The sequence below is a fragment of the Enterobacter sp. PTB genome (assembly GCF_051130085.1).
GTDB lineage: Bacteria > Pseudomonadota > Gammaproteobacteria > Enterobacterales > Enterobacteriaceae > Enterobacter > Enterobacter ludwigii.
In genome coordinates, this window is sequence record NZ_JBDKEE010000022.1 from 1 (window position 1) to 20,571 (window position 20,571).

Here is a 20,571-nt window from a genome sequence, read left to right on the forward strand (position 1 = left end):
TGTCGTATCGGTCATGGAGGTGACGATATCTTTGAAAGCTGCAGTGCCCAGCCCGGCATAAATTGCACCCGGATTCATCACGCTGAAAAATGTCTGGCTCTTGTCCAGCATGCAGACCAGGGCGACATCTTTAATAATGTCTCCGGCAACCAGCTGGGCCTTGTCACCTTTGTATAGCGGGAAGGTACCAAGCACCCTGCCGCCCATAACGAGCTGCAGCGTGCTGGCCCCGGTGTTGCCCTGAGTCGGATAGACAATGACTGGCGTTCTGAGCATCCAGTCCGTGGCACCGTTGATAAAGAATGCAGACGGCAGGCTCAGCGTCAGTGCATTTGCCGACCCTCCGGCAATACCAGCGCAATAGAAACCACTCTGCAGGTGATCAATCTGCACAAACTGGTTCTCAGAGCCGCGGGTGGCAAAATTTGCCACAACGTCATTCAACATCCACCCTTTTGCGGGTGTCCCTTCCTGACCCCTGGCGACCGACAGCACGTCACCGCTGACCGAAAGCAGATGACAAATTTCAAACTCAGTCGCCCCGGAATCAGTCAGGGTGATTTTTGCGAACATATCCAGTTCAGTGGAGGGGTTAACATTATCCTGCGTCAGAAGCGCGGCAAACTTCACGCCCGTCCCCGGCATCACCGGGATGGTCTTTTGTGACGCTGTTATTTCTGCTGCAAGCGCAGAAACGATATTATTTCCAAAGCCAGTAATCATTGCTCTGCCACCGTTGCTGTAAATTCGTAAATAAAAGGCAATTTAACAAGCCCCTGCTGTATCGCTACCTTGAGAAAATTACCGACACCATTGCCATATTCGGGAATGACGATGCTGAAGGTGCCGTTATTGACGGTCACGCCGACATCAAAGGTGTGCTGAACAGGTGGATCAATCCCCCCGACACCATGAATAAACCGCGCTACCCGTCGTTTCAGCCAGTCAATGGAGAAGTGGAACCCGTCACCTTTAAAAAAATTCCAGGTTAATATCCGCCTGAAGTAATCATCCGGCAGATACTCCGTCACGCCGGGGACGTAGCGCTTCAGTCTGGCGTATGGCAACGCGTTATACTCGATGGAATCGTAAGCCCCCTTAGCTACCGCCTCCTTCGACACCATGACAACAGGCCGCTCCTCGCCATAAATCCCCTTCGCTACCCAGTCCAGCAGCAGGCCGGTAATCGCGGGCGACGTCCAGCAGGGAAGATTAAGGTTGTTCAGGGAGTCGAGGTACTGCTGTGCCAGCTCGTTGTACGCGTCAAAAAAGGCCACCACATCTTCGTCGTCCCGGTACTGAACGAACGGATATGCCGGCAGGATATTAAGAACTGGAGTCACCATGTTTTTTCACCTGAATCTGAGCGGCAGAAGTTGAGAAGTATTTGTAGGTGTCGCCGTATACCAGGCTGGTATCAACCTCAGGCGGCACCACCGCTCCGTTGATAGCTACCTTAACGTCAATCATCGACACCATCGACGAAGGCACCAGCGGCGCGACGGAGCGCAGAAAAATGTCGCGGATCTCCAGAATGTTTATCGGTACGCCGACGGGGATCGCGTTGGTGTAGTCAGCGAGGGGCTGGGCCACAGCCTTCTGCACACCTGCAGGGTCCACATACGACAGGGAAACAGTGTTCCACTCGATCAGCAGCTGGACGCTCTGGGATTCTGGTGCCACATAGAAGATTTCGTACGTGTCGGGGTAAACCGTAATCTGTACAGTGCGCTTATCAACAGCAGCGCCTGAAGGGTTAACCACGTCAGCGGTCAGACGGGAAATATCCGGCACCGACTGGTAGATCGCATAGGCCACCTCATACGGGTCACCGCCCCCAACAACAACGACCCATTCATTCGACTGAACCTGCCGGTACCGTATTAGATTGTCCTGGGTGCCGTCCACTTTCTTCAGCGCGGCAATTACGCAGTCCGGCGTCCCCTGCACGGCAAACATCCCGGACTGCATCACCTGCGCCCGGTACGAGGCAACGTCCTGTTTATCGGCTCCTGGCAGACCTGCAGTCGGGTTGGTACACGTCAAAGGCTGGTTTGCAGGTACGGAGGTGATGATTTGCGTCACTGATCCCGCCGGAACCGCCCATGTCCCCGGCGAAATGGCAAGGCAGTAAACCGGAGGCGTCTGACCACCGGCCGGAATAACGGTGTTGGCCTGCACCGAATACTGAAAGTTGCCATCCGATACAGTGAACCCGCGCGGAACAACAAAACCCGGAGACCCGCTGAACACCACAGATACTGAGGTATTCGTCCCCTGCCCTGGCTGAATGCCGTACATGGCCCCCAGCTCCATCAGGAGCAATTCATTGGCGCCATACGGCGTAACAGAATTAATCAAATCGACACGGGCCTGGTCTATCAGCGCCAGCGCTCCCGTTGCTGTACTGGCGAGATCGGTGATAAGACCAGCCGGCAGATTGGCGGTGTAACCGGGCACTTTTGCGGCGACGTTGGTTATCAGGGTTTCATACAATGTTGCGGGTGGCGTGGGCTGTGCTCCCGCCGGGGTCATGATTATGGGTAGGTCTGACATATATCCTCTAAAGGTTTTTTATGATTAAACAAATAATTCCTATGATTGCGTTGATTATTTCCGGGTGTGTTTCATATGTTGACTCAGATTCAGAGCAACTTGGTAGCTGCCTGAGTGTCCACGATAGTAGAGGGAATGATTCAACAATAAAGGATGAGGAGATAATTAACTTCCTGAACAAAAGTTCAGATAAGACAATCACCAATATAATAACAAATAACAATGGCACTCTTTATTCAAAAAACAATAGTTCCGCATGCTCCGTTAGTGTGCATTACAATGATGGTACAAAAACGTCACGCGTATTATTTTTAAGGGGCAACAATACAGCACATCCAGAATTCAATCTTTACACCAGAGCGGAATTTGAACAGCAAAGACAACTTATTGTTCAGAAGGATAAACAAGAACAAGATAAAATAGATGAAAAAAGACAAGAAAATAAATCATTCTCAATAAAAGAATTTAAGTCAGCATCGGTAACCGAATACCCTTACATTGCAAAAGCATATTGTTACAATAAAAAAACATTGGCCTTATATACTCCAGAATCTTGTGATATTTATTTGGATGCTTTAGGGAGTAAGGGGGTTGGCCCGGGAAATTATTTCGTAGATAATAAGGAAAGCGCCAATTTCATGCTAAAAGAAAACTTTAATTTCGTATTAAGCATGTCTGAAGAAAACCCATTTCTTGGGATGAAGGTTGATATTCGCTCTCGCAAAACGAACGAGGTATTAAGCACCCACACAGGCAGTTACACTGACTCTGTATTTGTTAGCAACTGATGTGCTCTCATACCTGATTGCCTCCTCAATCTCTTTACAACGCCAGCCAATCGGGTATGATCAAGGGACGGTGCTGAACACACCTCCTGATAGCGGTTACCGCGCCCGATAGTTTTGCGGTTTTTTTATGTCCAGATTTTATGATTTATGGTCGGGTAGCGTGCATACCGAACAACAGCCGCAAGGTTAAGGATGCAGGCCGTCTATCAGCGGTGTTCAAGTACCTGACCACCCCATTGAACACGGGGTCTAATGAACAATCTGATAGGACACCACATATGGCAACTCAACTTGCTTTCAACGAAATTAACTTCAACGTTATCAACCACAACGATCAGATCTGGTTATCAGCTAAGCAACTTGCCTCAGCCCTTGGCTATAAGTGTGCAAAATCCCTCACAAATTTATTTAACGAAAACGAAGAAGAATTCACCCCCACCATGTCATTGGTCATCGAATCGATGACCAATGGTATCAATGGAAGTAAACGCCGCCTGAAAGTCCGAGTTTTCTCCCTCCGCGGTGCCCACCTTATCGCTATGTTCGCCCGCACGCCGGTAGCCAAAGAGTTTCGCCGCTGGGTGTTAGATATCCTAGATCGCGAAGTGGGTGCATCAGCACCTCCCGCAACTAGCGAGATAATCCACGGTGGCCCGCGCACTGTTGTTGTGCACTTCGACGAGTCCGGAAACGTAATACACACAGAACAGGCACCGGAGGGTACAGTTTTATCGACTCTGGACACGTACCGATGGTGGATGGAGCAAAATGGATGGCTGGTGATCAGCCGTGACGCCATTAAGCGAATGACCATAGAGCAGCTGATTTTGCTTAAGTAGCGACCGCCATTCGGTAGCTAACCCCATTGAAAAATACCACGTTGATGCTGTAAGTGGGGTTGGTCGCCCCACTTACGCGCGAGATCGTCAGCGATGCAAAATACCCGGCGAACTGCTGCTGAACCATGTTCACGTAGTAGTCCGGGTACACCTGTTGCACGATACTTTGCTGCGAAGGTATTCCGTACTGCGCGAAGAACGGTGACTCACCCAGGGCGAGCTTCAGAGTCTGGATCAACGTTGTCAGCCAGCCGTAGGAGAAGTCACCGCTGGAATCTGGCTCCACCATCACCCATTGTTTATTTTTGTTCGCATCAACGACCCGGCCCCATGTTCGCATAATTACCCCGCATTCGGTTTTGTAGAAGTTTTGGTGCTGCCGCCGGACTGGACGCCCTCTATATCGTGATTATGACCACTGGAACTGATGCCGTTAATGATCGCATCTTTCTGTACAGTAAGCGGCCCAATCAGAGATGCTTCTGTACTACTGCCTTCCGTAGCTTCCTGACTTATTGCGCCAGCAAGTATGATCTCCCCTGCCTCCAGTCGGATGGTCTTTGCTTTGACGGTAACTACCTCTGGTTCGACAGCCACGCTGGCGCTACCATCGGTTGTTCTCGCCAAGACGCCACCCGGACCGTACATGGTCAGTACTTCAGGATCAACCGATGCCCAACCAACATTAGCGACAGGCATAAAAAATAGCGCCGTCAGCGACGGCGGACGGGACATATCTGCCATACCTGTGCCAAGTCCAGAAACGCCACGTAGTGACACGCTTGCCGGAATGGTCATTCCTTTATCACCAACCTGAATCGGGTAGCGAACATACTCAAAACCGAAGACTGGGATCGTAATCTGAGGCAGTGTCGCCACTGACGGTAGAATATCAAACTGAACGGTAACGATAGCCCCATCAACACTCACTACGTGACACGGCAGCGCCTTACCTGCAAGCTGTTCATTGTCATCGATGGCGTTGGCCTGAAAGTTGGCTAACGACTGAATCAGTGCGCTTTTTTGTGCATTGCTCATGTTTAAGCCCCTTCGTTAATAGGGCTCACCTCGAAGGTGGTAACCCATGCAATGCCAGTAGGGGTATGGTACTCACCTATGTGGCGCATGCTCATCACCTGATAATAACCACTGAAGTTGACCTGCGAACGCTGGGCGGTGTGGGATTGTTGTGAACTCCGAGCCAATAGAGCCCCGGGTCCGGAAGTAATAGTAAGAGGCAGTTTAATTCGGTCCCCAACCTGAATATCACTACGAAGCGGGGTCTTGACTGATACTAGGTTAAATCCTGTCCATGTCGGTTGCCCGATGAGATCCTGCGCCTTTAACTCCAGCAGCGTACCGCTTGCGTCGTTGTCAAAAACACGAATGCCGCCATTCTGAGTAACTATATACACACCGTTATAACCGGGTTTATTCAGCATTCTCTGCGTGTTGTTACGTATTGTTTGAGCCAGATTGCTCAGCTTGTTGTAAGGGACAGCTGGCATATCTTCCGACAACACCAAATTCTGATGAATATCAATATCAATCGTCTTTTGTGGAAACGCCTCCTTCAGGCACCGCTCCAGCACATCCGCTAGCTTTTCACCTTTTCTTCCCGAAAAATTGATAGCGATCTCTTTGCCATTTTCATCAAGGGAAGATGAGGGATTTACGACGAGGTTTAACGTTTGGTTTACCCCCTCCCAGTTTCCGTAAGGGCTCCAAATTTGCCCTTTGATGATCACGCCAGGTCTGGGTTGCGCTGTAGCCAGCGGTAGGCCCCGCATAAACCCAGCCTCAATAGTGATGTTTGCAAGCCAGAGATTTACGCTCTGATTGAGCATGGAAAGGGGTAGCCCATAAATTACCACCGACCCGCCACCGATATTCACATCCTCGGAGAATACGGGGAGATCGAAGACAACATGCAATGCCCCCGCAGGATTTTTCGAGCTGTCGAATAAAAATTTATTCCCATGCCCATCCTCAATAGTTTTTCCGTTTTTGTCTGTAATGTTAATTTTGTAGTAACGCATTAGCTGGCCTCTATGTTGCTGGTACTGGCCCGGTAAACCAATTTTCCCGGTGCCAGAGGTAAAGCGAGATTGATGTCGAAGTCGTCCGGAGAATCCACCATAGGAACATAAACAAGCGTCTGATTGCTTCCCCCGGTGAGACGAAGATAAAAGCGTTGTGCATAGATGTTGAATAGCACGGTGCCATAAACTGCCGTACCACCGACAGTGGCAGAAAAGGTCAATGGCGTATCGCTGGTCGGGTCAAATGGGATTATATTCAAGGGATAAACTCCTGTTTAACCGCCTGCCACATACCGGACCAGCTCAGGCTTTTAGCCGCCTTTGAGCCGTCCGTTATAGCGTTGAGCAGACCATTCATGACGGAATCAAGTTGAGAGGCGTAGAGCAATGGCTGGATGAACTCCAGCGACCAGGAATACTGCACCTGCTTGTTCTGCTCAGAAAATCCCGCAATATCAGTAAACGAAGTCAGCAAACAATCGGTATAGACGAATGCCGGGGTCATGACGATATACGTTCCTCCGGCCTTATTGTGATTGTCCAGCGCAGCTTTCAGCGCTGTTATAGATACGCCCCTGTTTATATATCCGCCGTCTTTAGTATTGGCGGGCCGCGTCATCTGCATGACCACGCGGTTTGGCTTTTGCACCACTGCGTTCGCCGCTGTCGCCTGATTCAGGAAGGGATACTGTGAAACATCCTGCATAATCAGAGTGGTGCCTGCCGAGGGGGTAAAGCGCGTCGACATCTGATCCACTGATACCCCGTTACCGAGCAGCAAACCATTAGCAATACTCAATCCCTCCGTGAAAACCGCTATTGGCAGCACGCCCCCTGGTACGTTAGAGGCAATCCCTCCGGTTAAGAGGATCGGGGAAATCTCAAACGCGAGTCTGAAAGAAGACCGAATTACATTCATGAAAAATCACCCTGGAATGACAAACATAGGTATGTTAGATGGCAGGCGAACACCCTGACTTTTCACGGTCAGCCCTACATCTGAACCCGGTGTCTGCTCAAGACCAACCTGCAGTTGAATACGCGCGTCTTTTTGGTGGTTGCCGCTCCAGGCTGCCGCCAGTTGCTGATCGCTAATCTGGTTAGCCTGGCCACCGTTTTCCATGGAAATAATACCGCGCATCAGCTTCACCATCTGCTCCTTATTCTCCGATGTAATGACAGTAGACGGCTTAATTCCCATGATTTTTGATACGTGCGTTTTATAGGCTTCATGATTCTTTTTCGAATAAACATCGAAAATGGAGTCAATCGTATTTCTGCCTCGACCTAAATAAATCTCGAGTTGATGCTCAAGAGCGTACAGCCCATCCCCCATAGAGTTGAATTTCGCATGAGTGGCATTAGGTCCATCTTCAAGCGTGGCCCCGCGCTGACCTGCAAACTTCAGATTTCCTGGGTTGTTGTTACGGAGCCCTCTGGCGGCCTGAGCATGCTGGACAACCTCACTGTTTCCCGGCCATGTTTCGCCCGGGTGTTGTTTCTGCCAGTCAGCGACTTCTTTCCATTTTTTCTCGTCAAAATTATGAATCCCCTTCATCTCTTCACTGGTGGTCGGCGTGTCGTTATTCGGCACAAAACCTAAAGTCCAGGGGTTTCGAAGCAACATACCTGCAGCGAATTTACCGCCAGCATAGGCGGCACTGGCCGCTACCCCTCCCCCACCAGTCATCGCTAATAGCCCTGCGCCAAATAACCACGGATGATCGGCAGCGAAACGGACGAAACCGCCCAGAGCACTTACAACAGCTTTAACGTCATCAGCGAAATCATGCATATCGCTTTTAAAGTTTGGTCCGCTGAGCCAGTTAGAGAGGTCCGTCAGCCCATCGCGTATCATGTCGAAGACGGCGGTACCATTAGGGCCATCGATAAAGGCTTTCAATCCCTTAGCGATTGTCGTTGACAAATCCCCCAGAGGCCCATTCAGGCTGGCAAGTTTGGAAGTAAGGGCGTTAGAAACAAGGTCCATATTATTCATGAACGTCGTTGTCGCATCCTGATAACTGCTTTGGCTTTTATTCGATATATCGAGAGCTTGCGAGGTATCCTGAAACTGTTGACCATAGGAAGTTAGCTTATCTTTATTCGCATCAGCCTGGTTTGCTGTGTGGAGATCAACTCCCAGCGCACCGTACCCCTGAGAGTCCAGAATAGCCTGCGACAACCCTGTCCCTTTATTGCTCTCGATTAACTGCGCTGCTTTTTCATAAACTTTGGGCAGGTTTACAGCAACACCGTCCCTTGGGTTGAGTCCAATGTTGTAGAGCGCAGCCGCTTCTTTGCTGGTTCCGTCTTTCTGCGCTTTTGCCAGTGCTTCCATGATGGCATCGTTGTTGTCGAACCGGGTAGGGTGTCTATCTGGGCGCAGTTCATGAGGTGTTACACCAGTTGCGAGGTAGATCGGGATTATGTGCTCATCAGGAACACGCCCCTGGTATAGCTTGACCCACTTATTTACAGACGACCTGCCAACTCCAACGATTCTGCCTAACGCGGCCTGACCACCCGCCAAGTGTATAGCTTTGTTTAATGCTGTCATTTTGTTCACCTTGTTGATTTAACATCTACAATCGTGTCCCATAACGCAACGCATGTCAACCTTGGTGAATTTGAAAATGTTGCCCTTAGGCGTACAATCAGCACATGAACGAAGAAAACCTGAAAGATAACGACCTAGCCGGACGCCTGAACGCTATCATGTTTGAAAAGCGCTTAACTCAGGCAGATCTGGGGAGAATAGCTGGAGTAAGCCGCTCTGCGGTTAACCGGTGGTTTGCCCGCGGCACAATACCTGTAGAATGCGCCAGTAAGATAGCGGATGCCACGAACAGCTCGTTGACTTGGATATTAATTGGAAAGGATGAAAGAGTCGGTGATCTCTCCGAAGATGAGCATGCATTGATAGATGTATTTCGAAAAATGCCGCCTATTGAACGTCGGAATATGCTTGCAGCCTTCCAAATGAGGTATGAAGAACTGAAGAATTTCTACACATCCATGGTTTTGAAGTCAGAAACAAAAAAATAATCCTAAATAAAACACAAACATACCGCCTATATGGCGGTTTTTTTATTCCCATATGTATCCAAAAGGTTGACGAGAGTATCTCTTTAAGCAACAATCAATCCCATCAAAGCACATCGGTGCAACAGGTCAAACGTTCCGCCTCCCCGGCGATAAGGGGAAAAACAGGAGAAGCCAGGATGACACACGCAATCAAACAGATCGTCGATACCGATGGCGAGCCAATGATGGAAGTAGTGGTTAACAGCGATTGCTCAGCTGTTGATATGGAAGCGATCCACGCGGAAGCGCTGGAAGAATACGATGCCCGTAATACCTTATACGTTTACGCACCTGGCGACGCTGCCCGTGAAGTATGGAATCAAATGACACCAATTGAGCAGACTGTTTCTGTAGAACTGCGCCATGCCGAAGCGCTGGAAATGAATCTGTTTGAAGATCGGATAGCTGCGGCGGGGAAACTGATGTTTAAACATGGTGAAGAATCAGCAATTGAGGCCTGTCACGCAGAGGCTCTGGAGCTCAACGCGGAAATTGACGACGGCAAAACCATGGACATGTACCACAAGTGGAATACTGCCCCTACTGCTCAGATTCGCCGTGACATGCTTGCTGCAGCCCACTCCGAAGCGCTGGAAATGAATACAGCAATTAAGAATGAACTAACGGAGAAGAGTATGGAATTCCAGAGTTTACCGACTGAAGTGCAGATAATTGCAGCTCAACTACTGGCCGACAAAATCAGGGATAACGATCGCCGCACGGATAAAGAGCCAGCATCAAAACTGGCTCAGGATGTGAATAATTCATTTATGCACCTTTATCACGCTGATCTGATCTCGCTGCTGGAATCATCTCTGGATAGTCAGGGTGGGCACATAAAAGTTTCGCTTGCCTACATTGAACGTTGCCTTGTAGATGCTATCGAACCTCGTCCAGATTCCGCCACGAAAGATTTAAAAACTCTGCTGCAATTACTGACGGGTTCTGGCTCTTGCCATTCTGATTCATTGTGCGTGAGTCACGACACACCCCAATAGCGACATTGTAAGCGGCATCACGAATAGACTCACCATCAGCAAAAGAGCTAATAACATACTCTGCTGTTGGTAACTGAAGGGTTGTTCGATTGGAGCTAATAATTGTTCTTTTAAATCCCGCCAGCTCCATGTCGGCATGAAGTTTGGTGTAGTCATCACTTGTTGCGCCATGAAGTTCAACGCGAACAATAAAATTAGCCATGAAAATTACCTCGTAGTTATTCGGACCACGAGGCTAACACCGGGAGCCAGGTGCAAAAAAGGCCCGCCATATGGCACATGTGGCGTTAGCGGTCCGGATGGGTTCTTTACAGGTATCCCTTACCAAACCGGGTAGCCGGAATGTGCAAGCAAGAGGGTTACTCCCCCTCCATAGAGCGATTCACTATCGTGGCGATTCAGTGTGACGCCCGGGAAGAGACCGGGACACAACACGAAAGCGCATTCCGGTTCGTCTCATTTGAGCTTTGTCGTTAAACCAGATGGTGGAATGCGCTTCCGGTTGTGGTAATCCGCAGAACGGTGCGGCGGTAAGTATGGCCAGGTGCCCTTCCTTCACCTGAGTTGAGGACACCGGGTTACCAGGTTGACCATACGCCTGAGTGGTAACCCCGCCACAACATATTGCTGTGTGTGGTTTTGGTGGTATTAGTTTTTCTTCCTTTGGCTGATACCACCCTTTTTAAAGCGAACTTTGTGGTGTGGTGAATGCGGCTATGCGCACGCGCCTCAGTTAAAAACCTGTCGGTCCCTGTTGGTTCAAAGGCTAGTGGCGAATAAATTTGTTAACTGGATTTATTTATCGGGAGGCACCCGACACCACACCGACAAAGTTTGTTTAATATATGGAGGAAATTATGACTGTTAATATTTCAATTGCCGTTATTAATGTTATTTCATTCTGCCCTGTTATTGAATGCAGTGAATGTGAAATCATCGCGTGTCCATTTGACCGCCATTACGCCGACAGACTCGCTAAGGCCATGACTGAGTATAATGAGGCATACCAAAATTTAAAAAACAAGGAAGATAACCTCAGGGCGGTCCGTCGCCATGGTTAATATGCAGGACGTCATCAACCGTATCAACGCCGTGCAGGTCAAAAAATTCGTCGGAGAATTCCTCGGCGACATGACAATGCTTAATGAAGTTGAAAACGAAAAAGCCAGAATCATTTATGAGGTAGTGTCTAATGACCCCGTTATTCGCTCTCGTTTTAACCATTTGTTCGGGCAGCACTGACTGCACAGATTTAATTGAAGGTGTTTACGAAACGAAAGCTGAATGCAGTCATATCATCTATGAGGAACGTTATTTAAATGCCGGATGTTATCCCGTTGATGGCATTTTGCATTCAGGGGCTGTAACCGCTTCAGACGATTAAACAGAGTTATTTTTATTTATGCCTTCACCGGCAGAGATTAACTTACTCTAAATCCAGGAAATTAAGAATGGATAATGTTATTTGTAGTTGCCGGGGCTGCGGCCACAGGCATGACAGGGCGAAAATGAAATTACAGAAATCAGATATATATCCGTACCAGAGACAGGATTACTACTGCGCAACGTGCATTTTAAAAAGGAAACGAAAAGAAGACATTAATAAATTAAAAGCAAGACTCAGAAAGCCAGCGAAACATAAAACACCAGCGAATATGTCTCAATTCAGGTGGTAATGATTTATGCCGTTGGATTCCTTTTTTGATGAAAACCTCTTGCCTGCCGGGTTATCCGGCGGCGAGTCCGGTGATGAATTAACAGTAATGACCAGTGAACTCTCGCAGCAGGAAGCGAACGCTGATTTTAAAACCGAGCGGCAGGCTATAAAGGCAGGAATGTATGACCATATTTCGAATTATTGATACTGAGACCTGTGGTTTCGAAGGCGGCATTGTTGAGATAGCGTCCGTTGATGTGATCGACGGAGGTCTGCCGGTGAACCCAATGAGTGACTACGTTAAGCCTGACCGTCCTATCGGGTTTGGTGCGATGGCCATTCATCACATCACTGAAGAAATGGTTGCAGATAAACCTTCTGTTGGTGCTGTGGTGGGTCGCTATCAGACCGTGCAACTCTTTGTTGCGCATAATGCGCAGTTCGACTGCGGCGTGCTTCCGGATATGGGCGGGCAGTGGCTGTGCACATGGAAACTGGCTGCGCGCATGTGGCCTGACCTTGAGTCTCACGCCAACCAGTATCTGCGCTACGCCCTCGGACTCAACCCCCGGGTGCCGGAACACCTGCACGCCCACCGCGCGCTGTATGACTGCTACGTCACCGCTGCGTTGTTCTCACGCATCTACACAGAATCTGGATGGTCTGTAGAAGAAATGCTGGAAATCAGCAACCAGCCCATCCTGCTGCGAACCATGCGCAAGGGTAAATACGCCGGGAAGACCTATGAAGAGATTGCCCGTATCGACAGCGGCTACCTGTCCTGGATACTGACTACCGATATGGACGACAACATTAAACACACCGCCCGTCACTGGCTTAAAGGATAAAAAATATGAAATTTGAAAAGGCCATGCGAAAAAAAGCCAGACTGCGGTTGGCACTCACAGGCCCGAGCGGTTCAGGCAAAACTTACAGCGCATTAACTATTGCAAAAAGCATGGGGGGCTCTGTTGCCTTTATCGACACAGAGAAAGGGAGTGCATCCCTTTACTCAAACGAATTTGATTTTGACGTACTGGAGCTGGAGCCCCCCTTCACCCCTGAGCGCTTTATCGCGGCTATAGAGACTGCTGAGAGTGCAGGCTATGACATCGTCATTATTGACAGTATGTCTCACGAATGGAACGGCGTCGGCGGCTGCCTTGAGGAGCTGGATGTTATTTCAAAAGCAAAATTTAAGGGTAACTCCCACGCCGCCTGGTCTGAGATTACCCCGCGCCATCGCAAGTTTCTCGATGCCATCCTGCGCAGCAGCCTGCACGTCATTGCCACCATGCGAAGCAAGACCGAAACCACGCAAATGGAGGGCTCAAGGAAGGTGCAAAAACTCGGGCTTAAGTCAGAACAGCGTGATGGCGTCGAATACGAATTTACTACCGTTCTGGATATCAACCATGAAACGCACGTTGCTATCGCCTCAAAAGACCGCACGGGACTTTTCCCTAACGCTGACTACACGGTTATCGATGCATCAGTCGGCGAGCGTCTCATTGCCTGGCTGAATGAGGGCCGGACAAAAGCCGGGGTGGACCTGGCTCACTTCCTGCGTGCTGCGGAGACGGCCAAATCATATGAGCAACTGAAAGTGGCTTTCGCGGAAGCATTTAAGTCTCTACGGGATAACCCGACCGAACAGGCAGAGGCAAAATCTTTCTACGAGGTTCGAAAGCAGGAATTTCAGGAGGCCACGCAGTGATATCAAATCTGACCGAGGGTGATACGGAGTTACTGAGTGCCCTGCACCATGCTGATGACGGTCGTGACTGGTCGGGCTGGATAGTCTGGTCAATGAACAGCCGCCGCCGAATCAGTGATAAACATTTTGAGCTACCCCCTGCCCGGCCGCAGAAAGTGCCACCGAGCATCAAACCCAGGCAAAAGCGCAGGAAAAAGCGGTGCAAGACTAAGGAGATTAGCTAGCTATGATTCTTTTAAAGATTCTCTGTGCCCTCGCCTTTGTGGTGACCGTGGTGCTCATCGTTTTTGTTCTCTGGCTGGACGTCCTTATCGACGACTGATTTTTGATAATCAATTTCATCCGGCTGTAATTGGTACATTTGCAGCCGCCATGAGGTAAACATGGCCCTTATTACGCTTAAAGAATGGAACAGCAGACAGCCCCGCCCGCGGAGTATGGAGCAGGTAAGACGTTGGGTCAGGTCTGGCCGAATTCAGCCACCTCCTCACATGGATGGGAGAGAATACCTTGTTGAAGATCATGCTGTGAAGATCAACTTAAATGAACGGTATTTTGCACCGATTCGCAACATTTCGAAACCAAGCCTTAGAGAGAGAATTCAGTATGGCCGCCCGGAGAAGAAGTCACAAAACAAATGATCTCCCCCCAAATCTCTATGAACGAAGCGGGTATTACAGCTACAGAGATCCACGAACCGGGAGAGAGTTTGGTCTTGGACGAAACAAGAGAGTTGCAGTAAACGAGGCAGTTGCCGCAAACATGGAAATGATGCCAGTCCACCAAGAGTGTTTGCTGGATAGAATTAGTGGTAAAAGCGCCATTCTGTTTGATGAGCTGGTTGCTAATTTCAGGGAAGAAATTAGCCGTCGGAAACTCAAGCTAAACACAATGAAGCGCCATAACCATCGACTGGAAAAAGTGGCCGGACACTTTGCTGGTATCCCTGTAAAAAATATCGGCATTCGAGAAATTTATAGTTTCCTTGAGCTTAAGGCCTCAGGGGGAAAGTATGCGATGGCAAACCAATATCGCACCCTGCTTTCAGATCTCTATAAAACAGCAATGGCATCAGGTCTCGCTGAGGCTAATCCCGCATCAGAGACCCGTCCTTTTAAGACAGCCGTAAAACGCAGTCGGTTACTCCTGGAAGAATATTTACTGATTAGAGAGAAAGCTGAGCAATTTCCAAAATGGTTCTCTTTGTGCCTTGATCTGGCGCTTGTGACGGGGCAGCGTGAAGGTGATCTGTCAGCAATGTTATGGAGCGACATCGATGACACCAGGCTTCATATTGAACAAGAGAAGACCGGCGCAAAAATCCGCATGTCTCAATCAACTGGTATTGAAAAGCTTGGTTTAAAACTTAGTGATATTCTGGCTCAGCTTAAGCCAATAACGGGCCAGCATGTAAATGTTCTTGGTGGTAAATCAGCGCGAGCTATTGGCTCCCACTTTCGCATGGTTCGAAGCGCAACTGGACTTACATGGGAGGATGATCCGCCGCCCTTCCACGAGATTAGAAGTCTTTCGGGTCGCCTGCATGCAGAGGAGAAAGGTAGCGATTTTGCCCAGGCAATTCTGGGTCATAAAAGCTCCACAATGACAGATAAATACAGAGATGGGAGGGGGAGAGAGTGGAAGGAAATTTAGAACGAATTTCGAATGATTTCGGAATGTGCCACATAACACCATGTTTATAAAGAAATTTTAAAAGAGGAGTGTTTGTTTCATGAATATTCACTCCTCACTGCGCATGAAAGTAGTTAACTTTTGACGGTGAATGCTGAATTGTCATCGGGAATTTTGAAGCCTTTGCCTCTCGGTGTACCATCCCTTCAGAACGTAAATTCAATATTAACCCGGAAAAACAAATGACCTCGCGTGTAATTGCTCTGGATTTAGACGGTACCTTACTTACTCCGCAGAAAACCCTTCTCCCCTCTTCCCTTGAAGCACTCAAACGCGCGCAGGAAGTGGGATATCAACTCCTTATCGTAACGGGTCGACATCACGTTGCCATTCATCCTTTTTATCAGGCACTGGCGTTAGATACACCTGCAATTTGTTGTAATGGCACTTATTTGAATGTGTAGCGTCTATCACAACAAATTTTTAGACCTCTTATACTTCTTCGTACTGGTTTTGAAGTACTGAGTAGGCGGTGTACTATCGACATAACATCGAACCTTCTTACAGTGGGAAAAAACATGGACTTTAGAGTAATTGCTCTTGATCTTGACGGCACGCTTTTAACACCTGAAAAAAAGATCCTTCCTGAATCACTAACTGCCCTACGTAATGCCCAAGAGTCTGGGGCAAAAGTAGTAATCGTGACCGGGCGACATTATGTTGCCATCCATCCTTTTTATCAGGCATTGACTCTTGATACACCTGCAATATGCTGCAATGGTGCTTTATTGTACGATTACAACGAAAAAAGAGTAATTGCATCTGACCCATTACAACCAGAGCAAGCGACACAATTAGTTACCCTACTTGATAGTTACAATGTTCATAGTTTGATGTATGCAGATGATGCAATGTACTATCAAGAACCAACGGGGCATATTATCCGTACAGAAAATTGGGCTGCATCTCTTCCTGAGTCACAACGTCCAATCTTCAAACAAGTATCCTCTCTTAGTGAAGCATCGCAAAATGTTGATGCTATCTGGAAATTCGCCCTTACTGATTCTGATACTGAAAAACTACATAGCTTTGGCCAGATCGTAGAGCGTGAGCTTGGCCTTGCCTGTGAATGGTCTTGGCACGATCAAGTAGACATAGCACAAGCCGGAAACAGTAAGGGTAAACGCCTGGCACAATGGGTAGAATCACAAGGTTTATCTATGAGCCAGGTAATAGCTTTTGGCGATAATTTCAACGATCTAAGCATGTTGAAAAATGCTGGCTTGGGTGTTGCTATGGGTAACGCCGTTGATGAAGTAAAAGCCTGTGCTGATTTAGTAATAGGTAACAATACTGAAACTGGTATAGCTGATGTAGTAAACCAGTACTTTACAGAAGAAAAAATAACAGCGTGACACTGAAACAGGGAGGTTTGTAATGATAGAATTTAAGCCAGAAATTGGAATGAGAATTTATATTGATGAACAGTTAGAACAATTTGGTTTTCAGTTTAATAATGGCTTAACAACACTTGAAAATTTAAAGACTGTTTTTGCATTACAAAGAAGGATACCAAGTGTCAAAAGAAGAATAGTAATCGAACTACCAGGAATTCAAGTGCCTAAGGAAACAGAAAAAGCGTATGACTCAATAAGAAGGAAACTTACCCTTGGGTTATCCATAAAGCCACATCTTTCTTTAAGCACGTCGAAGTACATATATAACGATCTTCTTTTAAACTGTTGGAATATCCATCATTTACATCTTTCTGAAGAACCATATAAGAAAGGATACTTTCAGCGAACTGGCCCCGTTTTATTCTGTATGTTTTTTGATAATGCAGTAGTTCTTATAGACATCATGCCTCATGGAAGCGGACATTCGGATGTTTGGGTTAATGAAAAACTGATAAAAAAAATGCACAAATACCTTCCGGAATCTATAGAACGTTATAAAGTAAAAGGTATTACAGGGCATGATTTAGATTCAAAACAACGCCTGGCGTTGCAAAAAAATCATTGTAATTACTCATTGAAAATGGAAGATGGAACTGTATATCAACTGATGGGGATAATGTCTAATGGTGACTGTTTCCATGATATACATAGATTAATGCATGTTCAAAGAAATATTGATTATTTCACACAAGTAATACAAGCTGATGAGAAAGCATTTAAACAGTCATTAGATATAAAAGAAAATGATAATTTAACATTAACGATAGCTTTTCATGAAAATGACATTAAACTGTATGCACCAGAGCAAAAAACTATAATTAATATAAACACCCCTAAATGAAAATGGCCTCGATTAAGAGGCCACTAAATCATTTACCTAAATCCAGAAAAGATTTTGGAGGTTTACTAATAATCATTTGCACTCCATCTTTAGTCGATTTAAGGGATTTCATTAACTTTCGAGCCGCATCAGGAAGTTTGCTATGTTTAACAACCAAATAACCTCCCTTCACTTTTTTAATAATGCCATCTTTTTCAAGCTGATCAAAATCGACCGTTGCGTACTCTTTTGCTTGTGCAACTATTGCACTTAACAATTCCTCTTTTGAAAGCTCGTTTACATCTTTCATAAAAACCTCGAAGCTCTTTTGTACGTTTTCAGATTATCAGCATTCTCTATTCGTGATCAAGGGACATGATGAAAAAATGTCGATATGCATAGCAAAACTAAAAGATAACTCATCAATGATTTTATTATTTATTCGTTTGTAATCCTTAATGGAATTTTCACAGCTATATAAAAAAAGCCCCTAAGGGGGCTTTAATTTAAGTTACCACTAAGTAACAAAACGATGATTCTGATAATGTCAGATAGTGGGAAAGAGAATAAAACAATACCAAAGTAATCTAAGATAGGTACTAAGATATAGTTATAAACAAGAATGAAAGTACACGCATAACCTAAGAATGATCTCCAGCTTCTACCAGCTTTAATCTCTTCACGGTTTGTTTCCTGTGCTTCACTTGTTTTTTCGATTTCAAGTTCGTCTTTTGACTTAACAACTTCGGTTTTGTTCTTCGTGATAAGACTGATACCGTTTTTGATAAGGTCAATGATAATACTTAACATATGTTATCCTTGTATTTGGCAAACACAAGAAAATACGCGATGACCTTTGTAGATGTGGTTATAAGATAGAAGTACCTGAACGTCTATTTTATCTTTCAGCAACTCAACCATTAGTACATCACCATCACTTACGTTAGGTTTTGTATGATGATGAAAGCTATATACGACTAAATCACCTTTTGTTTTATCAACCTTCTTTTTTATGAGCTTACTACCAGATAGTGCTTTATCATATGGTAAGGTTACACTTACTGGTTGGATTGTCTGAAAAGAAAAATCTGTTAGTACAGTATGATCATAACATGGGAAATTTTCTAAGTTATCCATCTTAATTCCTCCAACGGTAATCAAACGTACCGCGTAATGTTCTTAATTGTTCTATTACTTTTTTCTCGGTTTCATCGTAGAAATCAAACAATGGTTTTCTACCAACGGAACCATAGTAACCAATAACCCTCTTTTCACGTGCCAGCTTTGGATTACGCTTAGATGATTTCTTGGTAGTGTCGATTAAGTACGTGTTACCGTTCCTGCTCTTCACCTTTTTGTATTTATCGCTCTGAGTTCTTGAGCGTAGTTGTGTAATATTCCCCTGCTTCGTTAACTTAGCATTCTTGTACGGAATTATTTTACGTTCGTTAACATGCCTGTAAGCGGGATCAAGAATGTACTTCAAGTATGAGGTCTGGTTAGGTAGTACTATGATCTGGTTTACGGTCTTGTAGTCACTAATCTTTTTAAAATTAAAGTACATACTCTTACCAGTAAACGGTACACCACCACCTGCTACATCATTATCCACTTTACGTTGCATATATTGGGTAACTATACGCATACGGTTACTTAGTTCTTTTTTTAACTCTTGTCCTATCGCTGGGCTGTTGTTGTTTATAAAACGCCTCATATCATTTGGGCTATTGCCTCTACGCCATGCCATAAATCATCCTTAATTTAGTATTTCATATAATGATTGAAGTATTCTACGTAAACGTACAGCATCCTTTCCACTTGGCAAACGTGCCTTATGCATTACGGAAAGATTAATACTTCCCGTTTTCAATCCCTGATTAATGATAAGTGCTGTTTCTACAAATAGTGTTTCTTTCATTGATGGAAAAGCCCACAAAATGGTGCGAGTATAATCTAAGCCATCTTCTATCTTTTGATTAACTATCTTTGAACTTGAACTGTACTCACGCCATCCATTTTCAACTGAATTAGCTTTTAGTTTCTTAACGTCCTTAACTCTCTTATACATCTGTTTACTACCTATATAAGAGGTACTGTCTTCAAACTGGAACAAGTACACGAATCCTACATAACTACCGTTTGTTAATTCTTCCTCACTCCAATCATCATTGTAAATCCATTGCTTCATATAAATACCCTATGATAATTGTTATAAGGTATTTATTTAATGGATTTAAAAAACAGGCTAATTAGCTATGAGGGAACAATTGCCTATCAAACTAAAGTTGGTTATTTTAAGAATGGTAAATTTTGGACATATAAAGATAGTCTTGGTTATCCAACTATTGGGTACGGTCGACTACTAAAACCTGGTGAATCATATCCAAACGGTATTTCACCAGAACAAGCCGAACGGATATTAGAAGAAGATATCAGTACTGCTAAGTCTGCTGTTTGCTCATTAGAATTAGATTTGCCTCCTGACTGGCAGGACTTCATGATCATTATGGTCTTTCAACTTGGCCTATCAGGTACTTTAAAGTTCAGAAAGATGATTCATGCCTTACGTGATAAAAACTATAAAGAAGCGATTGTACAGGCTAAGGATTCACTCTGGTACAGACAAACTAAATCACGAGTAGATCAGATGATTGCAGAACTCACCAACAAATAAAAAAGGGGCAATTTAGCCCCTTTTATTTTTTAGCGTTTCAAGCATTGTAATTACACGCTCAATTTTAATATCAAGCATATGTACACTATCTTCTAAGTTTTTTAATGTCTTCTTCATTTGATCTTGTTCCTGCTCAAGCGAAGTTAGAGACTGATCCATCAAAGCAACTTTCGTTTCAACGGTAGAAATACGTGCATCTAATTCGTCTGAGTCAGATGTAAAATCCCTATAAACAGTCCAGCACAATACTAAAGCTGAAACAATCAATGAACCAATCGTTAAGATGTCCATTTATGTTCCTATG

General features: G+C 45.9%; 28 protein-coding genes and 2 pseudogenes. 15 read left to right on the forward strand and 15 right to left on the reverse strand.

The genetic code is table 11. The annotated features are described in order from the left end of the window. From AAIR21_RS21385 to AAIR21_RS21395, 3 genes and pseudogenes are all read right to left on the reverse strand, one after another. Positions 1 to 723: pseudogene (locus AAIR21_RS21385) on the reverse strand (phage tail protein); the annotation flags it as partial. Next, positions 720 to 1,346, reverse strand: coding sequence for a hypothetical protein (locus AAIR21_RS21390; protein ID WP_422713047.1), 627 nt, complete (start codon positions 1,344 to 1,346; stop codon positions 720 to 722). The gene AAIR21_RS21390 and the pseudogene AAIR21_RS21385, both read right to left, overlap by 4 nt. Further along, positions 1,327 to 2,556 (reverse strand): baseplate J/gp47 family protein, encoded by a 1,230-nt coding sequence (locus AAIR21_RS21395; RefSeq protein ID WP_434682258.1) that lies wholly within the window; start codon positions 2,554 to 2,556, stop codon positions 1,327 to 1,329. The genes AAIR21_RS21390 and AAIR21_RS21395 overlap by 20 nt, the downstream gene beginning before the upstream one ends. Before the next feature lie 20 nt (positions 2,557 to 2,576). On the opposite strand from AAIR21_RS21395, the gene AAIR21_RS21400 reads away from it, so the two are divergent. After that, positions 2,577 to 3,344, forward strand: coding sequence for a hypothetical protein (locus AAIR21_RS21400; protein WP_422713049.1), 768 nt, complete (start codon positions 2,577 to 2,579; stop codon positions 3,342 to 3,344). A gap of 278 nt (positions 3,345 to 3,622) precedes the next feature. Then, positions 3,623 to 4,183 carry a BRO-N domain-containing protein gene (locus tag AAIR21_RS21405; RefSeq protein ID WP_422713050.1) on the forward strand — a complete coding sequence of 187 codons (561 nt, stop codon included), beginning with the start codon at positions 3,623 to 3,625 and terminating at the stop codon, positions 4,181 to 4,183. On the opposite strand, the gene AAIR21_RS21410 is transcribed toward AAIR21_RS21405, so the two are convergent. The 6 genes from AAIR21_RS21410 to AAIR21_RS21435 all read right to left on the reverse strand — a co-directional run bounded on the left by AAIR21_RS21410 (position 4,176) and on the right by AAIR21_RS21435 (position 8,785). Further along, positions 4,176 to 4,523: a hypothetical protein gene (locus AAIR21_RS21410; RefSeq protein WP_422713051.1), complete on the reverse strand. Its 348-nt coding sequence runs from the start codon at positions 4,521 to 4,523 to the stop codon at positions 4,176 to 4,178. The two genes, AAIR21_RS21405 and AAIR21_RS21410, sit on opposite strands and share 8 nt — an antisense overlap. A 2-nt stretch (positions 4,524 to 4,525) precedes the next feature. Continuing rightward, the gene (locus AAIR21_RS21415; protein WP_422713052.1) at positions 4,526 to 5,221 is read right to left on the reverse strand and encodes a phage baseplate protein; all 696 of its coding nucleotides are present in this window, start codon (positions 5,219 to 5,221) and stop codon (positions 4,526 to 4,528) included. Positions 5,222 to 5,223: 2 nt separating this feature from the next. Continuing rightward, positions 5,224 to 6,222 carry a hypothetical protein gene (locus AAIR21_RS21420; RefSeq protein WP_422713053.1) on the reverse strand — a complete coding sequence of 333 codons (999 nt, stop codon included), beginning with the start codon at positions 6,220 to 6,222 and terminating at the stop codon, positions 5,224 to 5,226. Then, positions 6,222 to 6,485: a hypothetical protein gene (locus AAIR21_RS21425; RefSeq protein WP_422713054.1), complete on the reverse strand. Its 264-nt coding sequence runs from the start codon at positions 6,483 to 6,485 to the stop codon at positions 6,222 to 6,224. The genes AAIR21_RS21420 and AAIR21_RS21425 overlap by 1 nt, the downstream gene beginning before the upstream one ends. Then, positions 6,482 to 7,024, reverse strand: coding sequence for a hypothetical protein (locus tag AAIR21_RS21430; RefSeq protein ID WP_422713055.1), 543 nt, complete (start codon positions 7,022 to 7,024; stop codon positions 6,482 to 6,484). Before AAIR21_RS21430 ends, AAIR21_RS21425 begins: the two co-directional genes overlap by 4 nt. Positions 7,025 to 7,150: 126 nt before the next feature. Further along, a complete protein-coding gene (locus AAIR21_RS21435; RefSeq protein WP_434682264.1) occupies positions 7,151 to 8,785 on the reverse strand; it encodes a YdaS family helix-turn-helix protein in 1,635 nt (544 codons plus the stop codon). A gap of 104 nt (positions 8,786 to 8,889) precedes the next feature. Between AAIR21_RS21435 and AAIR21_RS21440 the strand changes: the two genes are divergently transcribed. The 12 genes and pseudogenes from AAIR21_RS21440 to AAIR21_RS21495 all read left to right on the forward strand — a co-directional run bounded on the left by AAIR21_RS21440 (position 8,890) and on the right by AAIR21_RS21495 (position 17,614). Then, a complete protein-coding gene (locus AAIR21_RS21440) occupies positions 8,890 to 9,273 on the forward strand; it encodes a helix-turn-helix domain-containing protein (protein WP_434682267.1) in 384 nt (127 codons plus the stop codon). Between the two features lie 176 nt (positions 9,274 to 9,449). Beyond that, the gene (locus tag AAIR21_RS21445) at positions 9,450 to 10,310 is read left to right on the forward strand and encodes a hypothetical protein (protein ID WP_434682269.1); all 861 of its coding nucleotides are present in this window, start codon (positions 9,450 to 9,452) and stop codon (positions 10,308 to 10,310) included. Between the two features lie 857 nt (positions 10,311 to 11,167). Further along, positions 11,168 to 11,371, forward strand: coding sequence for a hypothetical protein (locus tag AAIR21_RS21450; RefSeq protein WP_434682272.1), 204 nt, complete (start codon positions 11,168 to 11,170; stop codon positions 11,369 to 11,371). A gap of 131 nt (positions 11,372 to 11,502) precedes the next feature. Then, the gene (locus AAIR21_RS21455) at positions 11,503 to 11,694 is read left to right on the forward strand and encodes a DUF1482 family protein (protein ID WP_422711807.1); all 192 of its coding nucleotides are present in this window, start codon (positions 11,503 to 11,505) and stop codon (positions 11,692 to 11,694) included. Between the two features lie 298 nt (positions 11,695 to 11,992). Further along, positions 11,993 to 12,172: a hypothetical protein gene (locus AAIR21_RS21460; protein ID WP_434682275.1), complete on the forward strand. Its 180-nt coding sequence runs from the start codon at positions 11,993 to 11,995 to the stop codon at positions 12,170 to 12,172. After that, entirely contained in the window at positions 12,150 to 12,815 is a 666-nt protein-coding gene (gene exoX / locus AAIR21_RS21465; RefSeq protein WP_434682278.1) for an exodeoxyribonuclease X, read from the forward strand. The genes AAIR21_RS21460 and exoX overlap by 23 nt, the downstream gene beginning before the upstream one ends. A 5-nt stretch (positions 12,816 to 12,820) precedes the next feature. Continuing rightward, on the forward strand, positions 12,821 to 13,684 hold the full coding sequence (locus AAIR21_RS21470; RefSeq protein WP_025204036.1) for an ATP-binding protein: 864 nt from the start codon (positions 12,821 to 12,823) through the stop codon (positions 13,682 to 13,684). Positions 13,685 to 14,121: 437 nt separating this feature from the next. Then, a complete protein-coding gene (locus tag AAIR21_RS21475; RefSeq protein ID WP_434682325.1) occupies positions 14,122 to 14,325 on the forward strand; it encodes an excisionase in 204 nt (67 codons plus the stop codon). After that, positions 14,291 to 15,337, forward strand: a complete 1,047-nt coding sequence (locus AAIR21_RS21480) for a phage integrase Arm DNA-binding domain-containing protein (protein WP_434682282.1) — start codon at positions 14,291 to 14,293, stop codon at positions 15,335 to 15,337. Before AAIR21_RS21475 ends, AAIR21_RS21480 begins: the two co-directional genes overlap by 35 nt. A gap of 221 nt (positions 15,338 to 15,558) precedes the next feature. Next, positions 15,559 to 15,771, forward strand: a pseudogene (locus AAIR21_RS21485) (HAD-IIB family hydrolase); the annotation flags it as partial. A gap of 123 nt (positions 15,772 to 15,894) precedes the next feature. Next, on the forward strand, positions 15,895 to 16,731 hold the full coding sequence (locus AAIR21_RS21490; protein ID WP_373164089.1) for a pyridoxal phosphatase: 837 nt from the start codon (positions 15,895 to 15,897) through the stop codon (positions 16,729 to 16,731). Positions 16,732 to 16,753: 22 nt separating this feature from the next. Then, positions 16,754 to 17,614, forward strand: coding sequence for a hypothetical protein (locus tag AAIR21_RS21495; protein ID WP_434682285.1), 861 nt, complete (start codon positions 16,754 to 16,756; stop codon positions 17,612 to 17,614). A gap of 28 nt (positions 17,615 to 17,642) precedes the next feature. Here AAIR21_RS21495 and AAIR21_RS21500 read toward each other — a convergent pair whose 3' ends face one another. The 5 genes from AAIR21_RS21500 to AAIR21_RS21520 all read right to left on the reverse strand — a co-directional run bounded on the left by AAIR21_RS21500 (position 17,643) and on the right by AAIR21_RS21520 (position 19,781). Continuing rightward, positions 17,643 to 17,903 carry a hypothetical protein gene (locus tag AAIR21_RS21500; RefSeq protein WP_434682288.1) on the reverse strand — a complete coding sequence of 87 codons (261 nt, stop codon included), beginning with the start codon at positions 17,901 to 17,903 and terminating at the stop codon, positions 17,643 to 17,645. A gap of 191 nt (positions 17,904 to 18,094) precedes the next feature. Further along, a complete protein-coding gene (locus AAIR21_RS21505; RefSeq protein WP_373164095.1) occupies positions 18,095 to 18,403 on the reverse strand; it encodes a hypothetical protein in 309 nt (102 codons plus the stop codon). A 3-nt stretch (positions 18,404 to 18,406) separates the two neighbouring features. Further along, entirely contained in the window at positions 18,407 to 18,730 is a 324-nt protein-coding gene (locus AAIR21_RS21510; protein WP_373164097.1) for a hypothetical protein, read from the reverse strand. A gap of 1 nt (position 18,731) precedes the next feature. After that, positions 18,732 to 19,340 (reverse strand): hypothetical protein, encoded by a 609-nt coding sequence (locus AAIR21_RS21515; RefSeq protein ID WP_373164099.1) that lies wholly within the window; start codon positions 19,338 to 19,340, stop codon positions 18,732 to 18,734. Between the two features lie 9 nt (positions 19,341 to 19,349). Continuing rightward, positions 19,350 to 19,781 carry a hypothetical protein gene (locus AAIR21_RS21520; RefSeq protein ID WP_434682292.1) on the reverse strand — a complete coding sequence of 144 codons (432 nt, stop codon included), beginning with the start codon at positions 19,779 to 19,781 and terminating at the stop codon, positions 19,350 to 19,352. Between the two features lie 39 nt (positions 19,782 to 19,820). On the opposite strand from AAIR21_RS21520, the gene AAIR21_RS21525 reads away from it, so the two are divergent. Then, complete coding sequence (locus tag AAIR21_RS21525) at positions 19,821 to 20,267, forward strand: glycoside hydrolase family protein (protein ID WP_423121982.1); 447 nt, start codon at positions 19,821 to 19,823, stop codon at positions 20,265 to 20,267. A gap of 12 nt (positions 20,268 to 20,279) precedes the next feature. Here the strand turns inward: AAIR21_RS21525 and AAIR21_RS21530 are convergent, their stop codons facing one another. After that, the gene (locus tag AAIR21_RS21530; protein ID WP_028018548.1) at positions 20,280 to 20,558 is read right to left on the reverse strand and encodes a hypothetical protein; all 279 of its coding nucleotides are present in this window, start codon (positions 20,556 to 20,558) and stop codon (positions 20,280 to 20,282) included. Between the last annotated feature and the right edge of the window lie 13 nt (positions 20,559 to 20,571).